Genomic DNA, 16,783 nt, shown 5'->3' with positions numbered 1-16,783 from the left:
GTGGCTGTGGGTCATGGTCATCACGCGATCGAGGAGGGGGCGGGGTGATGCAGGTCGTCGACGTCCTGCCCGGCGGCGGCGGAGGAGGTGTCGGCGCCCGGTGCAGCGTGATGGGCTTCATCGTCTACAGGCGCATCGGGAGCGACGTCTCGTGATGGATGCTGCGCGACCGACGCCGATGCGTCGATGATGCGGTCCGCCAGGGCATTGCCGATGCCGATCAGGATCGTCAGCTCTTCCTGGAGCGCCTGCGCGGTCCGCACCGTCCTGAACGCGCCCGCCATGTCGCCGGTCAGCAGCGAGCGCATCTCTTCCAGCACCTGACGCGCCTGCCCGGCGGCATGATCGAGCGCCTGGACGGTGCCATGCAGATCGTCGGCCTTCAGCTCGCGGATCCGCCGCATCATGCGCGCGCTCTGCAACAGCACGAGCGCGCAGAGCATGACGAGCGCCAGGTTGATCCCAAGGGCGAAGCTCATCATTTCATTCCTTTGGCGATGTCGGTGACGGTGCGGACCGCGATGTTGCTGCGGCGCTGGCCGATATGCCCCTGACCCAGCGGCACGCCCCCGCACTGGATGCCAAGCGTATCGTCGGGGCCGCGATCGAGCCGGATCGTGTCGCCGATCTTCAGATTGTTGACGTCGTGCAGCCGCATCCGCCGCTCGCCGAGCACGACGTCGACGGTGACTTCGGTGCGCCACAGTTCGGCAGCCATATGCGCTTCCCACAGCCGGTCGCGGCCGGGATTCTCGCCCATGAAGCGCTGCAACAGCCGCTCGCGCACCGGTTCCAGCGTGGCATGCGGCAGCAGGATGCTGAAATGACCGCCGCGCGTGTCCATGTTGACGACGAACGAGGCGACCGCCGCGATATTGCTGGGGCCGGCGATCGCCGCGAAGCGCGGGCTGGTCTCGATCCGTTCGACCTCGATGGTGATCGGCTCGATCCGCTCGAAGGCGGAAGCGAAATCGTCGAGCGCGAGCTGGACGATCCGCGACACCAGCCGCGTCTCGATCGAGGTGAAGGCGCGTCCGTCGATCCGCTGGGCGCCGCCGCCTTTCCGTCCGCCGAGCAACGCATCGACCACCGCGTAGATCAGCCCGGAATCGACCGTCACGATCCCGTGATTTTCCCATTCGCGGACCTTGAAGACCGCGAACATCGCCGGCAGCGTCGCGCGCTTCATATATTCGCCGAACCGGTTCGAGCTGACATTCTCGAGCCGGACGTCGATCGCGTCCGAGGTGACGTTGCGCATGCTGGTCGCGAAGGTCCGCGCCAGCCGCTCGCACACCGCCTCCAGCATCGGCATCCGCTCGTGGCTGATGACGTCGGACTCGATGACCGCGCGCAGGCCCTTGCGCTGCTTCTGCGCCGCCACCTCCTCGAACCCGAACAGCGCGTCGATATCCGCCTGCGCGAACGTGCCGGCCGCCTCGCCGCCCGGCGGGTCACCCTCGGTGCCGCTCATAGCTGGATGAGATCCTGGACCAGGATGTCCTTGACCGCCGCGTCGCCGAACACGCCCGACGCACGGGAAAGCATCTCTTCCTTCACGCGGAAGATCGCCGCCGAGCCGTTCAGGTCCTCCGGGCGCAATTCGTGGAGGAAGGGCTGCAGCGCGTCGATATAGAGCGGCAGCTTGGCGCGCATTCCCTCGATCGCTTTCGGGTTCGCCGCGACCAGCATGAAATGCAGCTTGAGCAGATGCGGACGGCCGTCGCTGGTGTGGAGGCTGATCGTCATTTCCGGGACGTCGACCAGCGCTTTTTCGAGGTCGGCGGCCGGCGCTTCCTCATGCGCGGCGCTACGGTTGCCGAGCATGTAATAGGCCCCACCGCTCACCGCGAGCAGCGCGGCGGCGGCACCCGCGATCAACGGCAGGCGCTTTTTCCTGGCGGGCGTATCGAGGGAAATTTCCGCGTCGGTATCGTCCGCGTCGTCGTCGATACTGGTGCTGGCCACGTTGCTCGTTCCTCCGGCTGATCGCGTCGCCACGCGTGGATTCCTGCATCGTCGTGACGGCGCAGGCGGCTCTGCCTCTATTATAGGATCAGTGATCGCTGCGCTTTCCGCTTTGGCAACGACGATCGCATGATTGTTCAGGAGGTCATCCGATGGACGTGTCGTCCTATGTGCTGCTCAGCCACGAGCAGGCGCTGCGCCGGCGACTGGATGTGGCGGCCAACAACATGGCCAATACCAATACGGTCGGCTTCCGCCGCGAACGGCCGGTGTTCCGCGAATATGTCGAGCAGGCGGCGCAGGCCCCCGTCCGCGACGCGCGCAAGACTTCGTTCGTGCTCGACTTCGGCGCGGTACACGATACCGCGCCCGGTGCGTTTCAGGTGACGGGCAACCCGCTCGACGTGATGATCCGCGGCGAGGGCTATCTCACCGTCCGCACGCCGACCGGGACGGCCTATACCCGCGCCGGCTTCATCAAGATCGGCGCGAAGGGCGAGCTAACCACGGGGGCGGGCTATCCACTGCTCGACGAGCGGGGCGAGCCGATCGCCATCCCGCAGGGGCAGGAGACGCGCGTGACGATCGGCGAGGACGGTACGGTCATGGGCGCGAACGGACCGCTCGGGCGGCTCGGCCTGACTGCGTTCGTCGACGAGCGCGCGGTGACGCCGCGTGGCGACGGCGTGCTGACCGGCAGCGGCGGGCGTACCCTGAGCGCCGCCGAGGTCAAGCTGAAGGCCGGCGGTGTGGAGGGATCGAACGTCGAACCGATCGTCGAGACCACGCAGCTGATCGACATCCTGCGCTCCTACCAGACCAGCCAGCAGATGACCCAGAGCATCGACGACCTGCGCCACGACGCGATCCAGCGGCTCGGCAAGGCCGGCTGACCCCACCTGCCACCTCTCTCTCAAAGCTAGGACATCTCGCCATGCGCGCACTCTCGATCGCCGCCACCGGCATGTTGGCGCAACAGACCAACGTCGACGTCATCTCGAACAACATCGCCAATATGAACACCACCGCCTTCAAGCGGCAACGCGCCGAATTCCAGGATCTGCTGTACCAACAGGTCGCCCGTCCCGGCGCCGAGTCCGGCACCGACGGCAGCCGCGTCCCTTCGGGCATCCAGATCGGTGCGGGCGTGCGCACCGGCGACGTCTATCGCATCAGCGAACAAGGCGAGATGACGCAGACCGGCAACCCTTACGACCTGGCCGTCAACGGCCTGGGCTATTTCCAGATCACGCTGCCCAACGGCGAGCAGGCCTATACGCGCGCCAGTTCCTTCCAGCTGTCCGACCAGGGCGAGCTGGTGACCACCGACGGCTTCCGCGTGATGCCGGGGATCACCATTCCGCAGGGCGCGGAAAAGGTCAGCGTGTCGAAGGCCGGTCAGGTGCAGGTGAAGATGCCCAACCAGACGCAGATGCAGAGCGTCGGCCGCTTGCAGCTCGCGACCTTCGTCAACGATGCCGGGCTCGAGGCGCTGGGGTCGAGCCTGTACCGGCAGACCGAGGCGTCGGGGCAGGCGACGGTCGGCAATCCCGGCGATGCCGGCTTCGGCTCGGTGGAACAGGGGTTCGTGGAAGCGTCGAACGTCAACCCGGTGTCGGAGATCACCTCGCTGATCGCCGCGCAGCGCGCCTATGAGATGAACAGCCGCGTGGTGAAGACGGCCGACGAGATGCTGTCCACCACCACGCAGCTGCGCTGAGCCGCGGCGATGTTGATCGCGCTGACGCTGATCCTCGCCGGGCAGGCGGCCGCGCCGTCGCGCCAGTCGCCGTCGCCTGCGCCGCGCGACACGGTGACGGTCGCGGTGCTGACGCACGATGTCGAGCGCAACGACCGCGTGACGGCGGGCGATTTCGCGCCGGAAGACCGCCCGCGCGCGCAGGTGCAGGGCGCGTTGTCCGCGCATGACGCCGACGGGCTGGAGGCGGCGCGCCGGCTGGTCGCGGGCAGCGTCGTGCGACGGGGTGATCTCGTCGCCGCCCGCCTCGTCCGCCGGGGGGAAAACGTCACGATCACGCTCGCCAGCGGGGCCCTGTCGATCACCAGCGCCGGGCGCGCGCTGTCCGACGGCGGCGCGGGCCAGCCGGTGCGCGTCGTCGCGCTGGCGACTAACCGCACATTGGACGGAGTGGTCGACGGGGAAGGGCGCGTGCGCGTGACGGCGCGATGAGGAGAGTGACATTGCGATCCACCATCACCCTGGTCACGCTCGCGGCGTTGCTGAGCGGTTGCGGCTCGATCGGCCGCCTCCGCCAGATCGGCAAGCCGCCGCGGATGTCGACTTCGGACGCGACGGGAGCGCCGGTGATCGAGCCGTCGCTCGGCGACCAGACCTATGCGCATCGCGGCGCCGGCGATCCGACGCATGGTGTGCCGCCGCCCGCGCCGAATGCGTCGCTGTTCCGCACCGGCGCGGGCGCGTTCTTTCACGACCAGCGCGCGTCGCGCAAAGGCGACGTGCTCACCGTGCGCATCCGGATCGCGGACAAGGCGGTGCTCGACAACGAGACGTCGCGGTCGCGCAGCGGCAGCGAAAGCGCCGGGCTGCCGACCTTCCTCGGTCTGCTCGGCAAGGGCGCATCCGCCTTGGTCGACGGATCGTCCACGTCCAAATCGAGCGGCGCGGGCAACACCGCGCGCAGCGAACAGATCGACACGGTCATCGCCGCGATCGTCACCGATGTCCTTCCCAACGGCAATCTGCTGGTGCAGGGGCGCCAGGAAGTGCGCGTCAATTTCGAGCTGCGCGAGCTGCTCGTCTCCGGCATCGTCCGGCCGCAGGATATCGCGCGCGACAACAGCGTGCTCAACAGCCAGCTCGCCGAGGCGCGGATCAGCTACGGCGGCCGCGGCCAGCTTACCGATGCGCAGCAGCAGCGTTGGGGCCAGCAGATCTACGACGCGCTGTTTCCGTTCTGAGTGCGTCCACCGCGCGCTTCGACGCCGATCGACCGCCCGCCGCATGGGAGTGCGGCGGGCGTTTCGTTGCAGGCGCGCGGCTGGCCGTCGCCGCGGAAAATTTTCGTGCAGCGCGCCCGACGCCGCATACGTCATCCTATCATGAAGCCGTGGGGGGCAGTCGGCTCTTCCACTTAGTCATCCGGCGGTGCGCCGGGCTGGGACGAAGAATCGACCCGCACATCCCAGAAGGACAATCTCATGAGCAATATCGTCAACACGAACGTCGGTGCATGGGCCGCGCTGCAGAACCTGAGCGCTTCGCAGCGCTCGCTGGGCACGCTGCAGACCCGCATCAACTCGGGCCTGTCGGTGTCGTCGACCAAGGACGATTCGGCCGTTTACAACCTGGCGCAGAGCCTGCGTGGCGACGTCGGCGGTCTCGCCGCGGTCGGCTCGTCGCTCAGCACCGCCAAGAGCGTCGTCGACGTCGCCGTGAACGGCGCCGAGTCGATCAACGACATTCTCAACCAGATGAAGTCGGTCGCTACCAAGGCCGATGACGGCACGCTGACCGACGCACAGCGCGGCCAGTACGACACTGACTTCAAGAACCTCCAGAAGCAGATCGACACGATCGTCAAGTCGTCGAACTTCAACGGCATCAACCTGCTGAAGGACGGCGGCGGTTCGGTGTCGGCGCTGAAGTCGCTCTATGGCGGCGGCAGCGTCGGTGCGACCACCGGCAGCGCGATTGCATGGTCGCCGAACACGCTGGAAGTCGACAACGTCGGCGTCGACGGCGGCTCGGGCCTCACCGCTACCGGCAGCGGCGTCGATCTGACGAGTGCCGACAACGCCAAGGCGGCGCTGGGCAAGCTTGCCGACGACACTGTCACGCTTGGCAGCGCGCTCAGCAAGCTCGGTTCGGCGGCGCGTACGATCGACTCGCAGCTGACCTTCAACAGCAAGCTGACCGACACGCTGAACAGCGGCATCGGCAATCTGGTCGACGCCGACCTCGCCAAGGAATCGGCCAACCTCCAGGCGCTGCAGGTCAAGCAGCAGCTGGGTATCCAGGCGCTGTCGATCGCCAACCAGGCACCGCAAACGCTGCTGTCGCTGTTCCGCGGCTGACGCGAACCCGTCTTTCCGGGCATAACACCGGAAGGAACGAAAGGGACCGGGATGGCGTCAGCGCCATCCCGGTCTTTTTTTGGTCATGGTTAGTGGTGCGCTATTTACAGCGAACGAAAAACGGCGCGGCCAGCGGGGCCGCGCCGTTTGCTTCTTGAAAGAGAGTTGGATCAGGCGGTCTGCCGCCTCGCCAGATCGACTTGGAGATCGATCACCCGCAGGTAGGAGGCCAAGCGATTCCGCTCCAGCGTCGCCAGAAGTTCGTTCTGGTGGTAGGGAATGAGAAAGTCTGCCAGCTTCTCGCTCCAGGGCGCTGTCGTCGAGAAGAGGATGCCCAAGCCGAGGACCGCCGGGATCTCGACATAGGCCAGGTCGTCACGCTCTGTTGAACGCTCGGCGACGAAGTCGACGAGCGCGGTCTTCACGCCGTTGCGCGGGCCGCCCTCCCGCAAGGCCCAGGCAAAGTGCTTGGCACCCGTAACGCCGCGACCATAAGCGAGATTGCTTTGGCCGGGCAGTGCTCCCCCTTCATAGCTGTGCGGGTGGCGAAACTCCTCCGGAATGTCCTCCGGCGCGTAATAAAGGTCGCGAAATGCGCATGGCCATCCCACGTCATGCATGAAGATCAGGAGAGGTTTGCCCTCCCTTGAGCAGATCTCGTCGACTTTCTCCAGCTCGTTATAAACGGTATGCCAATTGTGATCGCCATCGATCAGCCACGCATCAGCTGTGGCCACGTGATCGAGCGCCTCAAGGCTGTTATGCGCGACGTGCTCGACATGTGGCGTTAAATTGACCCAATCGAGGAACATCTTTTTCGGAGCGGGATCGATGCTGATCAACCGGCCATGGTGCTTCTCGGTAAATTCCGCCAGCTGCATTGACATGCCGCCATATTCGGCTCCGATCTCACAAATGGTACGAGCTTCGGCCAGTTCGAGCGCCGGCAGGATGATACCGCTGAACTCGGCCATGCTGTGCAGGTAAAGATCGGTCATGTCAGGCAGCCTTCTTCTGCGCGGCCTGGCTTTCGCCGGCCTTTATGATGGGACGAAGGACCAGGCTCAGCACCCAGCTCAGGCTCTCGTCGAGATCTTCGGCAGCGGGCGGCGGAAGCAGCATGAAGCTTTGCGCGCCATCGCAACGGTACAGCCCGGCGGCCATTTCCTCCATTCCGTCGAGGATCGGCTGGGCAGGGATCAGCCGTTCTCGTCCGGTCAGATCTCCAACCGGCAAGTAAGCCGCTTCCTCGATCTGAATGATGTGGCCAAGGCTGGCCAGTCGCAATCCGACGGAATAGCGTCGACGGCCGATCGGAACGAGTGCGCGGTAATATCCGTCGCTGGTGGGGTGGGCGTCCACCGTCGTGACGATCGGTTCACCGCCATCGAGCAACACGATCGGCAGGCGTGGTCCCCCGACATCGAAATCGGCCGCGCGGAGTTGAAGGGCAAAGCGCGAGATCGTCAGCATCGAGAGGTTGAGCGGCAAGCCGAGACCACGCAATTCGGCTGCCTGATAGATGCGTTCACCGTTTTTGACATAGGTCAGTCCACGACGGCGCATACCGTCTTCGGCCGCGGCGGTGTCGATCATGCCGACCTTCATCTTCGTGCCCATGTTCACGTCGAGCTGGAAACAGGAAAAGATGCCGGTCTCTTCCGCGCTGGGCAGGAAGATCAGGCGCCCGAGAACGCTCAGCGCTGTGCGGCGCCAGCCTTCGACATCCGCTGACGCCGGTGGCGCAACCACGGCCTCGCGGACATGCGCGAGATACGCCAGCGCCGCTGCCTGGGCGGCGTCACGATATTCGCCTTGTTGCTCATGTAAGTCGGCCTCGCCGCGGATCGGCGTACCGTCACGATCGTAATCCAGCACGGATCCCTGCGCCACGGTGCACATCATTTCCAGGATCGAGATGTCCTGGAACAGGGACCGCAGCACCTCCATGCTGTAATGGCGCAGGTCGAACAGGCCCTTCTTGTCCAGCCCGGACAGATGATCCTCGCACAACAGCAGATAACGCCCGTGGATATCGAGCTGCATCTTCTGACGAAGCATCGGCTCTGCGGCGTTCTGGACCGTGCCGTTATAGCCAAGGTCGACCATCAGTACCGTGTCGCCGTCCTCGACACCATTTGCCCGGAGATGCGCGCAGAGCCGTTCGGCCATTCTGTTCGACCGCGTCGTGATCTTCTCGACGTTGAACGGCAGCACCAGCTTCTTGACGAGGTCGCCGCGCCCGCGGGTTGCGGTGAAGCGATGTTGCTCCTCTTTGTCGAACAGCAATTGCTGCGCGATGAAGGCGGGCGTTGCCCGCGTCGGGACGACGTCCATCAGGTAACGCTGGATGACGAGCGGATCGGTGAAGCTGGCGGCTCTCGAGGTGAAGCGGCTGATCTCGGCGGTCAGGACGCGATCCTGCCATTCGGGATAAAGCGTGGCGAAAGCACGGGCGGGCATATGGCCGTCGCGCATCAGGAACAGCAACTTCGCCCGCTTGCCCGTCTGCTTTTCCAGCGCCTCGGCTTCGGCGCGCAGCCAGACGGCAAAGCCGTGAAGGATCGGCCCCAATACGTCATGCCCCAGTGCGAACAGCGCGTCGTCGCTGGCGCGGCGGGCGATCTGCGGCCGATGGGCCTGGATCGGCATCGGCGAGACGCTGGCCTCAGCCTCCATGACCGCCGCGACGGCGGCCTCGTGTCGCAACCGCTGCTCCGCCCGGTCGTCGAACTGGACGAGATGAGCCGTGTGAATCCCGATCCGCGCCGGCGCCTGCTGGTCACTGACCGGATTGTCGCCGAGGTGCAGGATTTCTTCCGGAGCGGCATGCAGCGTCGTCAGCACGGCCTCGAACAAACCACTGGGCTTGGCGACGCCATATTCGCACGAGCAGAAGATCCGATCGATCATCGACAGTGCCTCGCCGCCGCCCGCGCGCTCGATCAGTTTGCGCAACCGCTTTTCGTTCAGATAGGTGTCGGAGACGATGATGACGCTCAGACCGCGGCGCCTTGCTTCGGAGATCAGGTCAAGGATCGGCGCGAATATATAGCAATGGCGCGCTTCCGCCTCTAACTCAGCCTCGATCAGCACCTGACGTTCGGCCGCCCGGCTGGCCGGCAGAAGCCTTTCATGAATTTCGTCCAGCGACACGTCGCGTTGACTGCGCAGTTGGAACACGTCCGCCCGCGCCGCAGCTTCCGCCCGCTGCCTCAGTTCGGAACCACCCGGCAGCGGCAGTTCGGCAAAGATGTCGGTTGGTTTGTGTACGTTGCGCCACAATAACGTATCGAAGCAGTCGAGGGACAGATAACGCACCTCGGGTGGCAGGTCGGCAAGAAGGCCGGGCAGCTCTGCCGGCCGGACGGATGAATGTAGCATGTGGCTCTCCGACGGACCCCGGCTGTTTTCGGGTCAGCAGGTCCTTCACGCATTATAGACATGTGCCGCCATCCGACGCCGTGACTCGCCCAAGTGGGAAAGCGGTGCCCGCTCGAACTCGACGGGATCACCGATCTGGGTCATCAGGATTGCCGCGGTGGCCGCTCAATCAAATGGACGTGAAAGGCACGCGAAACGGGGTCCGGAAGGACGAGGGAAAAATCAAGCTCGAATGGCAAATGCCTGATAGTGCTGCCGATTGCTTGCGGATGCCGCCATCGCGGCCGCGATGTAGTTGCGATGGTGCGCCTGATATCCTGATATGGCGCAAGTGCCGTGAAGATCCGCTTTCATTTGCTTGCCAGATTGGTAATGGGCGCCGTCGCCGGGCAGTGGTATGTCTTGCGCGGCGCCTCGTCCGGCTTTGCCGGGCACCGCGATGGACCCGTGAATGGCTGGAGATGACGATCGTGGAGGTTAGGGTGCAGCTTGCCGTCACCACGCCATCGCGGTTGTGGGAAGGCGCGGCGCTGCGCCTCCGGCAAAGCGGCCTGCACTATGACGAGATCGTCGAGACCATCGGCTCGGTCCTCGACCCGCAGCTCGAGGATTGCGTCGCGGTCATGCTGATGCCGGGCCAGATCGACGGTTGCACGCTGGAGCTGTTCCAGGTCAATTCCGCCGCACGGCCCGGCATCGCGCCGGTCAATTGATCGTGGTCAGCTTGGCCACGGGCACGTGCAGGCCGTTGATCCCGACCAGCACCGCGCCGTCGTTCTGGACGACATCCTTGATGATCCCGGCCGTCTTCACCGTCACGGGAAGCTCGTCCCCGCTGACGGTCGTGGCCTTGAGCGACAGCGTATAAAGACCATCGGGGGCGACCCCGGCGGCGGTGCGCCCGTCCCAGCGGATCGTACCGGTCGCACTGGGATTGAGGGTGATGGTGTCGACCGTGCGGCCGTGGCTGTCGAGGATCGTCCCGGTCAGCGCGGCGGGGCGCTGACCGATGTCGAACGACCAATTGGCGGGCGTGTCGCTCGACAGGCCCGCGATGTCGGACGCGACCTCGACCTGATGGCCGACCAGCGCCGAGGCTTGCGCCATGCCCTGCGTCGTGAGGCCGGACAGGATTTCCTTCAGGGTCAAGGTCTGTTGCAGCGATTGTTCGACCTGCGAATATTGCACGAGCTGCTGCGTATATTGCGCGGTGTCCATCGGGCTGAGCGGGTCTTGATGCTGGAGCTGGGTGGTCAGCAGCTTCAGGAACATGTTGAGATCGGGCGTCAGCGACTTCTGCGTGGCGGCGGTGCGGGCCGCGGCGGTGTCGGTCGGGGTGATGCTGGTCATGACAGGGCTCCTAGGCCATCAGGTTGATGCGGGCGCCGCTGCGCCCCGGGCGATAGGCGGGGATGGCAGCCTCGTCCGGACCCGCCGGTGCGAAGACCGGCGTCGCGGCGGCGACGGCGCGCCGGTCCTGCTGCGGATGCGGCGATTGGCCGAAGCCGCTTGCATGGCCGTCGCTGCGGTCGAAGCTGAAGGACGACAGATCGGTGCTGATCCCGGCGTCGGCCAAGGCGCGCCCCAGGTCGGGCGCGTCGCGCCGCAACATGTCGAGCGCGGCCGGATTGTCGGCGCGGACGGCGGCGTGGAGGTGTCCCTCGTCGGTAAAGGAGAGGCGCACGTCGACCCGCCCCATGTTTGCGGGGTTGAGGCGCACGGTCAATTGTTCGCGGCCGTCGGCGACATGCCGGGCGATATGAACGCCGATGTCATGGCCGAGCCGCCCCGGCGCGGCGCTTGCGGTTGGCTCGGCCGCAGGCGCGGCGGACGGCGTGGGTGGCACGGGCGCCGCCGGTGCCGCCGGTGAAGCCTGCGCGACATCGACGCGCGCGCCGAAATCCGTCGCGGCCGCCGGGCCGTTCTCCGCAGTCGCTCGCGCCGTGCTCACGTCCTTCTCGCCCGGGCGCGACGGCGCGGGCGGTGCCGCGCCGCCCGGCAGCGCGTCGGCGCTTGCCGTCGCGGTTCGTGGCGCCGCGTCGGCGATCCGATCGTTGCGCGGCGCGGCGGGGGGCGGCACGGTCACCGCCAGCGACGCAACGGCGGTCGGCACCTGATCGGCAGAAAGCGGCGTGGGCGTCGCCGGGGCGTCGTCGGCAGCGGCGTGCCGCTCGCGCTCGTTCGCCGATGCCTTGCCGGCAGGCACGCCGTCGTCACCCGTCGGCGCGTCGGCCGGCGCCTCGACGCTCGCGGTGAGCGGCGCCGGGATCCGTATGCCGGGAGGCAGCGCCCGGCGCAGGGCTGCCGTCTTCGCCGTGTCGGCGCGCGGCACCGCGGGTTTGGCGACGCCCGGCGCATCGTCGCCGGATGTCGCCGGGGCGGGCGGCGTGGCGGGTTCGGCCGCGGGCGTGGCATCTTCGGCGGACGGGGCGAGCGGCGGCAGCGCCTCCGGCAGCGCTGCCGGTGCGTCGGGCGTCGCGGCGGTCAGCGCCGCGCCCGGCGACGATGCCGCGGCTGGCGGACTCACCCGAACCGGCGTCGCGCCGACCGGCAGCGGCGGAACGATGCCCGCCAGACCCGCCGCCGAGCCACGGGATACGATCGCCCCCGCTGCTGGCACGACCAGCGCGGCCCCCGGTGCCGCGGCCGTCTGGTCGTCGACCATGCCGCCGAAGTCGACGCTCGCGGTGCCGGCGCCCGGGCGCGGCGCGGCCGACGTGCGCTCTGGCGTAGGGGCGGGGGCGGCGACAATTTCCATGAGCAGCGTCTCGATCGCGAAAGAGCTTGAACCTCATTATAGCGCGCGCGACGCCGGCACCGGATCAGGCGGTCAATTGACCATGCCGAGATTGCGGATCCGTGCCCGCGTATGGATTTCGTCCTGCGACAGCACCACCGTCGCCGGGCGCACCCGCTCGATGATCGCGCGGACATAGGGGCGCAGCGTCGCATTGGTCAGCAGGCACGGAATTTCCCCGTCGGCTGCCAGCCGATCGAACGCGTCGCGTACCGCGGCGATGAACTCCTGCAGCCGCGAGGGTGCCATCGCCAGATGGCGGTCGTCACCCTGGCCGATCAGGCTTTCGCTGAACGCTTCGTCCCAGTGCGGGGCGAGCGTCACCACCGGGATCGCGCCGTCGCGGGTCTGCTGCGAGGAGATCTGCCGCGCCAGCCGCGCGCGGACATGTTCGGCGATCTGGGTGATGTTCTGGGTCAGCCCGACTCCTTCGGCGATGCCTTCGAGGATCGACGGCACGTCACGGATCGACACGCCTTCGGCCAGCAGCAGCTGGAAGATGCGCTGGATGCCCGAGATGCTGATCCGCGCCGGGACCAGCTCGTTGTAGAGCTTCTCGCAATCCTTGTGGATGTCGGTCAGCAGCTTCTGCGTCTCGGTGTACGACAGCAGGTCGGCGATCGAATCCTTGACGATCTCGGTGAGATGGGTGGTGATGATCGTGCCGCTCTCGACCACGGTCAGCCCGCGCAGGCCCGCCTCGTCGCGCAGCGAACGGTCGATCCACAGCGCCGGCAGCTTGAAGACCGGCTCCTGCGTCGGTTCGCCGGCAAGCCCCGGGGGGGCGCCGTTGGGATTGATCGCCAGCAGCTTGTCGATCCGCAGCTCGCCGCGCGCGGTCTCGGTCTCCTTGATGTAGACGACATATTCGTTGGGCTTGAGCGCGACATTGTCGGTGATCCGCACCGCCGGCAGGATGAAGCCGTAATCGATCGCCATCTGGCGGCGCAGCGCGCGGACCTGATCGTCGAGCCGCGGCTCGCTGACCGACTGGTTGATGATCGGCAGCAGCGCATAGCCGAGTTCGATCCGCATCGCGTCGATCGCCAGCGTCTGCTGGATCGGCTCTTCGCTCCGCTGCCCCTCGGCGGCCTCCTTTTCGATCAGCGCCGATCGCGCCGCGGCGATGCGGGCGTTGCGCTTCAGCAGCCAGGCGAGCCAGCCGCTCAGCCCCGCCATCGCCGCGAATGGCAGGAACGGCAGCCCCGGCATCACCGCCAGCCCGCCGAGCAGCGCCGCGACAACGCCGAACGCCTTGGGATCGTTGCCGAGCTGCTGGGTCAGCGTGGTGCCGGTGCGCCCGTCGATCCCGCCCTTCGAGACCAGCAGGCCGGCGGCGGTCGAGACGATCAGCGCCGGGATCTGGCTGACCAGCCCGTCGCCGGCGGTCAGCACCGTATAGGTCTTGAACGCCTCCGCCACCGGCAGGTCGTGGAAGACGACCCCGACGATCAGCCCGACGATGATGTTGATCGCGGTGATGACCAGCGCGGCGATCGCGTCGCCCTTCACGAATTTTGACGCACCGTCCATCGCGCCGAAGAAGCCGCTTTCCGCTTCCAGCTCGCTGCGGCGTTCGCGCGCCTGCTTCTCGTCGATCAGCCCGGCGTTGAGATCGGCGTCGATCGCCATCTGCTTGCCCGGCATCGCGTCGAGGCTGAAGCGCGCCGCGACCTCGGCGATGCGCCCCGCGCCCTTGGTGATGACGACGAAGTTGATGACCACCAGGATGATGAAGATGGTCAGCCCGATGACGGTCTGGCCGCCCATCAGGAAGGTGCCGAACGCGCCGATCACCCCGCCCGCGGCATTCACCCCCTCGTGCCCGTTGCCGAGGATCAGCCGCGTCGAGGAAAGGTTCAGGCCGAGCCGCAACATGGTGGTGATGAGCAGGATCGTCGGGAAGCTCGACAATTGCAGCGGCTTTTCGATGAACAACGCGGTCATCAGGATCAGCACGGAGGCGGTGATCGACAGCGCGAGCCCGAAGTCGAGCAACCAGCCCGGCATCGGCAGGATCAGCATCGCGATGATCGCCACGACGCCGAGCGCAAGCGCGACGTCGCGATTGGGGCCGAAGCGCGACAGCATGCGCTCCCATTGCGGCGGCATCATCTCTCTCCCGTCGAGACCACAGGATCAGCGCAGCGCCGGCCATACGGTCGGCGCAAAGCCCACCGGCCGCATGTCGCGCAACGTGTCGCCGATCCGCCGCGCCGGGATGCCGAGGATCATCGCCGCGCGCTCGCGGTCGCCCTGGCAGCGCGCCAGCGTGCGCCACGTCAGGTCGCATTCGATATCCGCCAGCGTGCGGCCGATCAGCGTCTCGATCGGATCGATCGTGGGCGCGCTGGTCCCGCTCGTGTCGGCGCGCAGCCGGTCCGTCGCCCAGCCGAGATCGAACGTCACCTTCACCGACAATTGGGTCGCTTCGGCTTGCGTCGACGGTGTCGGGGCGGTGACATCGGCGGCGTCGACCTTCAGCATCGCGTGCGGCGACCGCGCCAGACCATAAGCGAGCGCGAGCACCGCGCCCGGCTCTCCGACCAGCGTGCACTGGCCCACGGCGGCGCCTGGCATCTCAGCTGCGATCCTGATGGACGATTTCGGTCAGCGTGACCCCCAGCGTCCCGTCGATCAGCACCACCTCGCCGCGCGCGATCAGGCGGTTGTTGACGAAGATATCGGCCGGTTCGCCGACCCGCCGGTCGAGTTCAATGACGTCGCCGGTCTTGAGCCGCAGCAGGTTGGAGATCGTCATCCGCGACCGGCCCAGCACCGCCTGCACGCGGACCGGCACGTCGAACACCGCCTGCAGGTCGGCGGGCGAGGGCGGGCCGTCGCGGGTGACGGGGTCGACCGGATCGGCATCCGAGTCGAAGGAGGTGGGCGCGAGCAGGGGTAGCGCGCTGTCCTGCGTCAGATTTTCTTCGGTCATGCGTTCATCCAGTTACGGATCACCGAGGTGGATTCGGTGGGGTTCTTGGCGATCACCTCGCCGATCTTCTTGATCGCGGAGAGCCGGACGCGTCCGTCGACCTGCGCCAGATCGATCTCCTGGTCGAGCATCGGCACGTCGGGATCGGCCCCGCTTTCGATCAGCTCGGGCGCGGCGGCGCCGTCCACCGGCTGCGCGGTCAGCGCGATCGGTGCGGCCGCCTCGGCGGCGAGCGGACGGAGCCGGTTCAGCGCCATGCGGAGCCCGACCAGCAACAGCCCGCCGATCAGGATGATCTTGGCAAAGCCGATCAGCGTCGCGGGGGTCAGCCCGAAGGGAAGCTTGCCGCTCGCGCCATCCAGATCGGCCGGCGCCACGAACGGCATGCCTTCCACGATCACGCTGTCGCCGCGCTCGCTATCGAAGCCGACCGCATTCTGCACCAGCCGGGTCAGCCGCTGGTTCTGTTGTTCGCTCAGCGGCTTGCCGCCGGTGTCGATCATCACGGCCACCGTCAGCCGGTCGATCTTGCCCGGCGTGCGGACGCTGATCGAATGTTTGCGGCTGTTCTGGTAGCTGGTGTCCTCCGACGTGTCGGACTTGGTGGACCGCTGGCTGTCGCCCCCGCCGCCGTTGATCGGACCGGCACTGTCGGGCAATTGGCTGCTGACCGACGCGCCCGGCGCGCTGGCCTGGTTCTGCTGGTTCTGGTCGTTCGATTCGACCGTCACCTGATGCGCGATCACCTGCTGGTCGGGATCGTAGGTGTCGGCTTCCTCGCGCGTTTCGTCGCGGTCGAGCCGCGCGGCGATCTGTGCATGGACCTTGCCGGTGCCGACCACCGGTTCGAGCAGCCGCTCGACCTGTTCGCGCAGATGCGCCTCCAGCGACGCCTGCCGCTCCTCGATCTGCGACGAGGTGCCGGCGGCGGGATCGCCCGCCCGCGCGAGCAGCGCGCCCTGCTGGTCGACGACCGAGATGCTGTCGGGCGACAGATCCGGCACCGAGGAGGCGACCAGGTACCGGATCGCCTGGACCGATTCGTTCGACAGCCGCCCGCGCGTCTTGAGCGTCACCGCGGCGGTCGCCTTGCGCTCCTGCGTCGAGAACATGTCGCGGTCGGGCATCACGATATGGACGCGCGCCTTGTCGACATTCTGCAGGCTCTCCACCGAGCGCGCGAGCTCTCCCTCGATCGCGCGCGTCTCGTTCAGCTTCTCGCGCGACGACGACACGCCGAACGGCTGTTCGGCGTCGAGAATTTCATAGCCGATCTTGCCACCCAGCTTCTCGCCGGCGAGCTGCATCCGCAGCTCCGCGAGCCGATCGACCGGCGCCATCACCGCGGTGCCGTCGGGCGACATCTGGAAGGGCACCGACTGCGCCTTCAGCTTCTCGGTGATCGACTGGGCGGAGGAGGGATCGAGGTCCGTGTAGAGATAGCCCATGTCCGGTGAGGCGCCGCGCAATGCGAGGGCGCCGACGCCGATCAGCACGGCGAGCGCGACGCCCCCCATGATCATCAGGCGGCGGGTTCCCAGCTGCGCGATCAACGATCGCAATCCTTCCAAGGCCGGCCTCGTGAATAATGGTGAAGGGCGCGTTCGCCCCCGCTGATGTCATTATAGAGGGGTCGTGCC

Annotated in this window: 17 protein-coding genes; 6 read left to right on the top strand and 11 right to left on the bottom strand. The window is 66.9% G+C overall.

What is annotated here, in order from left to right; all coding sequences use genetic code 11:
• Positions 1 to 20: 20 nt before the first annotated feature.
• Genes FHS97_RS07830 through FHS97_RS07820 form a run of 3 tightly spaced genes read right to left on the bottom strand, consistent with a single transcriptional unit; the run spans position 21 to position 1,968 of the window.
• The gene (locus tag FHS97_RS07830; RefSeq protein ID WP_184035465.1) at positions 21 to 479 is read right to left on the bottom strand and encodes a hypothetical protein; all 459 of its coding nucleotides are present in this window, start codon (positions 477 to 479) and stop codon (positions 21 to 23) included.
• Positions 479 to 1,474, bottom strand: coding sequence for a flagellar motor switch protein FliM (fliM, locus tag FHS97_RS07825; protein ID WP_184035462.1), 996 nt, complete (start codon positions 1,472 to 1,474; stop codon positions 479 to 481). The genes FHS97_RS07830 and fliM overlap by 1 nt, the downstream gene beginning before the upstream one ends.
• Positions 1,471 to 1,968, bottom strand: a complete 498-nt coding sequence (locus tag FHS97_RS07820; RefSeq protein WP_311770333.1) for a flagellar basal body-associated FliL family protein — start codon at positions 1,966 to 1,968, stop codon at positions 1,471 to 1,473. Before FHS97_RS07820 ends, fliM begins: the two co-directional genes overlap by 4 nt.
• 152 nt (positions 1,969 to 2,120) lie before the next feature.
• Here FHS97_RS07820 and FHS97_RS07815 point away from each other — a divergent pair, with 152 nt between their 5' ends.
• The 5 genes from FHS97_RS07815 to FHS97_RS07795 all read left to right on the top strand — a co-directional run bounded on the left by FHS97_RS07815 (position 2,121) and on the right by FHS97_RS07795 (position 6,024).
• Positions 2,121 to 2,861, top strand: coding sequence for a flagellar hook-basal body complex protein (locus tag FHS97_RS07815; protein WP_184035459.1), 741 nt, complete (start codon positions 2,121 to 2,123; stop codon positions 2,859 to 2,861).
• Positions 2,862 to 2,902: 41 nt separating this feature from the next.
• Positions 2,903 to 3,688 carry a flagellar basal-body rod protein FlgG gene (gene flgG, locus FHS97_RS07810; RefSeq protein WP_184035455.1) on the top strand — a complete coding sequence of 262 codons (786 nt, stop codon included), beginning with the start codon at positions 2,903 to 2,905 and terminating at the stop codon, positions 3,686 to 3,688.
• A 9-nt stretch (positions 3,689 to 3,697) separates the two neighbouring features.
• The gene (gene flgA, locus FHS97_RS07805) at positions 3,698 to 4,159 is read left to right on the top strand and encodes a flagellar basal body P-ring formation chaperone FlgA (protein WP_184035452.1); all 462 of its coding nucleotides are present in this window, start codon (positions 3,698 to 3,700) and stop codon (positions 4,157 to 4,159) included.
• A gap of 11 nt (positions 4,160 to 4,170) precedes the next feature.
• A complete protein-coding gene (gene flgH, locus FHS97_RS07800; protein WP_246346530.1) occupies positions 4,171 to 4,908 on the top strand; it encodes a flagellar basal body L-ring protein FlgH in 738 nt (245 codons plus the stop codon).
• Between the two features lie 240 nt (positions 4,909 to 5,148).
• Positions 5,149 to 6,024, top strand: coding sequence for a flagellin (locus FHS97_RS07795; RefSeq protein ID WP_184035444.1), 876 nt, complete (start codon positions 5,149 to 5,151; stop codon positions 6,022 to 6,024).
• 170 nt (positions 6,025 to 6,194) lie between these two features.
• On the opposite strand, the gene FHS97_RS07790 is transcribed toward FHS97_RS07795, so the two are convergent.
• Positions 6,195 to 7,022 (bottom strand): class I SAM-dependent methyltransferase, encoded by an 828-nt coding sequence (locus tag FHS97_RS07790; RefSeq protein ID WP_184035441.1) that lies wholly within the window; start codon positions 7,020 to 7,022, stop codon positions 6,195 to 6,197.
• Position 7,023: 1 nt separating this feature from the next.
• Positions 7,024 to 9,408 carry an HAD family hydrolase gene (locus FHS97_RS07785; protein ID WP_184035438.1) on the bottom strand — a complete coding sequence of 795 codons (2,385 nt, stop codon included), beginning with the start codon at positions 9,406 to 9,408 and terminating at the stop codon, positions 7,024 to 7,026.
• 482 nt (positions 9,409 to 9,890) lie between these two features.
• Between FHS97_RS07785 and FHS97_RS07780 the strand changes: the two genes are divergently transcribed.
• Complete coding sequence (locus tag FHS97_RS07780) at positions 9,891 to 10,121, top strand: hypothetical protein (protein WP_184035435.1); 231 nt, start codon at positions 9,891 to 9,893, stop codon at positions 10,119 to 10,121.
• On the opposite strand, the gene FHS97_RS07775 is transcribed toward FHS97_RS07780, so the two are convergent.
• From FHS97_RS07775 to fliF, 6 genes are all read right to left on the bottom strand, one after another.
• Positions 10,114 to 10,758, bottom strand: coding sequence for a flagellar hook assembly protein FlgD (locus FHS97_RS07775; protein ID WP_184035432.1), 645 nt, complete (start codon positions 10,756 to 10,758; stop codon positions 10,114 to 10,116). The genes FHS97_RS07780 and FHS97_RS07775 overlap by 8 nt on opposite strands.
• A gap of 10 nt (positions 10,759 to 10,768) precedes the next feature.
• On the bottom strand, positions 10,769 to 12,166 hold the full coding sequence (locus FHS97_RS07770; protein ID WP_184035429.1) for a flagellar hook-length control protein FliK: 1,398 nt from the start codon (positions 12,164 to 12,166) through the stop codon (positions 10,769 to 10,771).
• A 72-nt stretch (positions 12,167 to 12,238) separates the two neighbouring features.
• The gene (flhA, locus tag FHS97_RS07765) at positions 12,239 to 14,317 is read right to left on the bottom strand and encodes a flagellar biosynthesis protein FlhA (RefSeq protein WP_184035426.1); all 2,079 of its coding nucleotides are present in this window, start codon (positions 14,315 to 14,317) and stop codon (positions 12,239 to 12,241) included.
• A 27-nt stretch (positions 14,318 to 14,344) separates the two neighbouring features.
• Positions 14,345 to 14,785, bottom strand: coding sequence for a hypothetical protein (locus tag FHS97_RS07760; RefSeq protein WP_184035423.1), 441 nt, complete (start codon positions 14,783 to 14,785; stop codon positions 14,345 to 14,347).
• Position 14,786: 1 nt separating this feature from the next.
• Positions 14,787 to 15,143, bottom strand: coding sequence for a flagellar motor switch protein FliN (gene fliN, locus FHS97_RS07755; RefSeq protein ID WP_184035420.1), 357 nt, complete (start codon positions 15,141 to 15,143; stop codon positions 14,787 to 14,789).
• Entirely contained in the window at positions 15,140 to 16,666 is a 1,527-nt protein-coding gene (gene fliF, locus FHS97_RS07750; RefSeq protein ID WP_221233204.1) for a flagellar basal-body MS-ring/collar protein FliF, read from the bottom strand. Before fliF ends, fliN begins: the two co-directional genes overlap by 4 nt.
• Between the last annotated feature and the right edge of the window lie 117 nt (positions 16,667 to 16,783).

The organism is Sphingomonas endophytica (assembly GCF_014199415.1).
GTDB lineage: Bacteria > Pseudomonadota > Alphaproteobacteria > Sphingomonadales > Sphingomonadaceae > Sphingomonas > Sphingomonas endophytica.
Note: the sequence above shows the minus strand (reverse complement) of the source record. Positions and strands in the feature narration are given on the sequence as shown.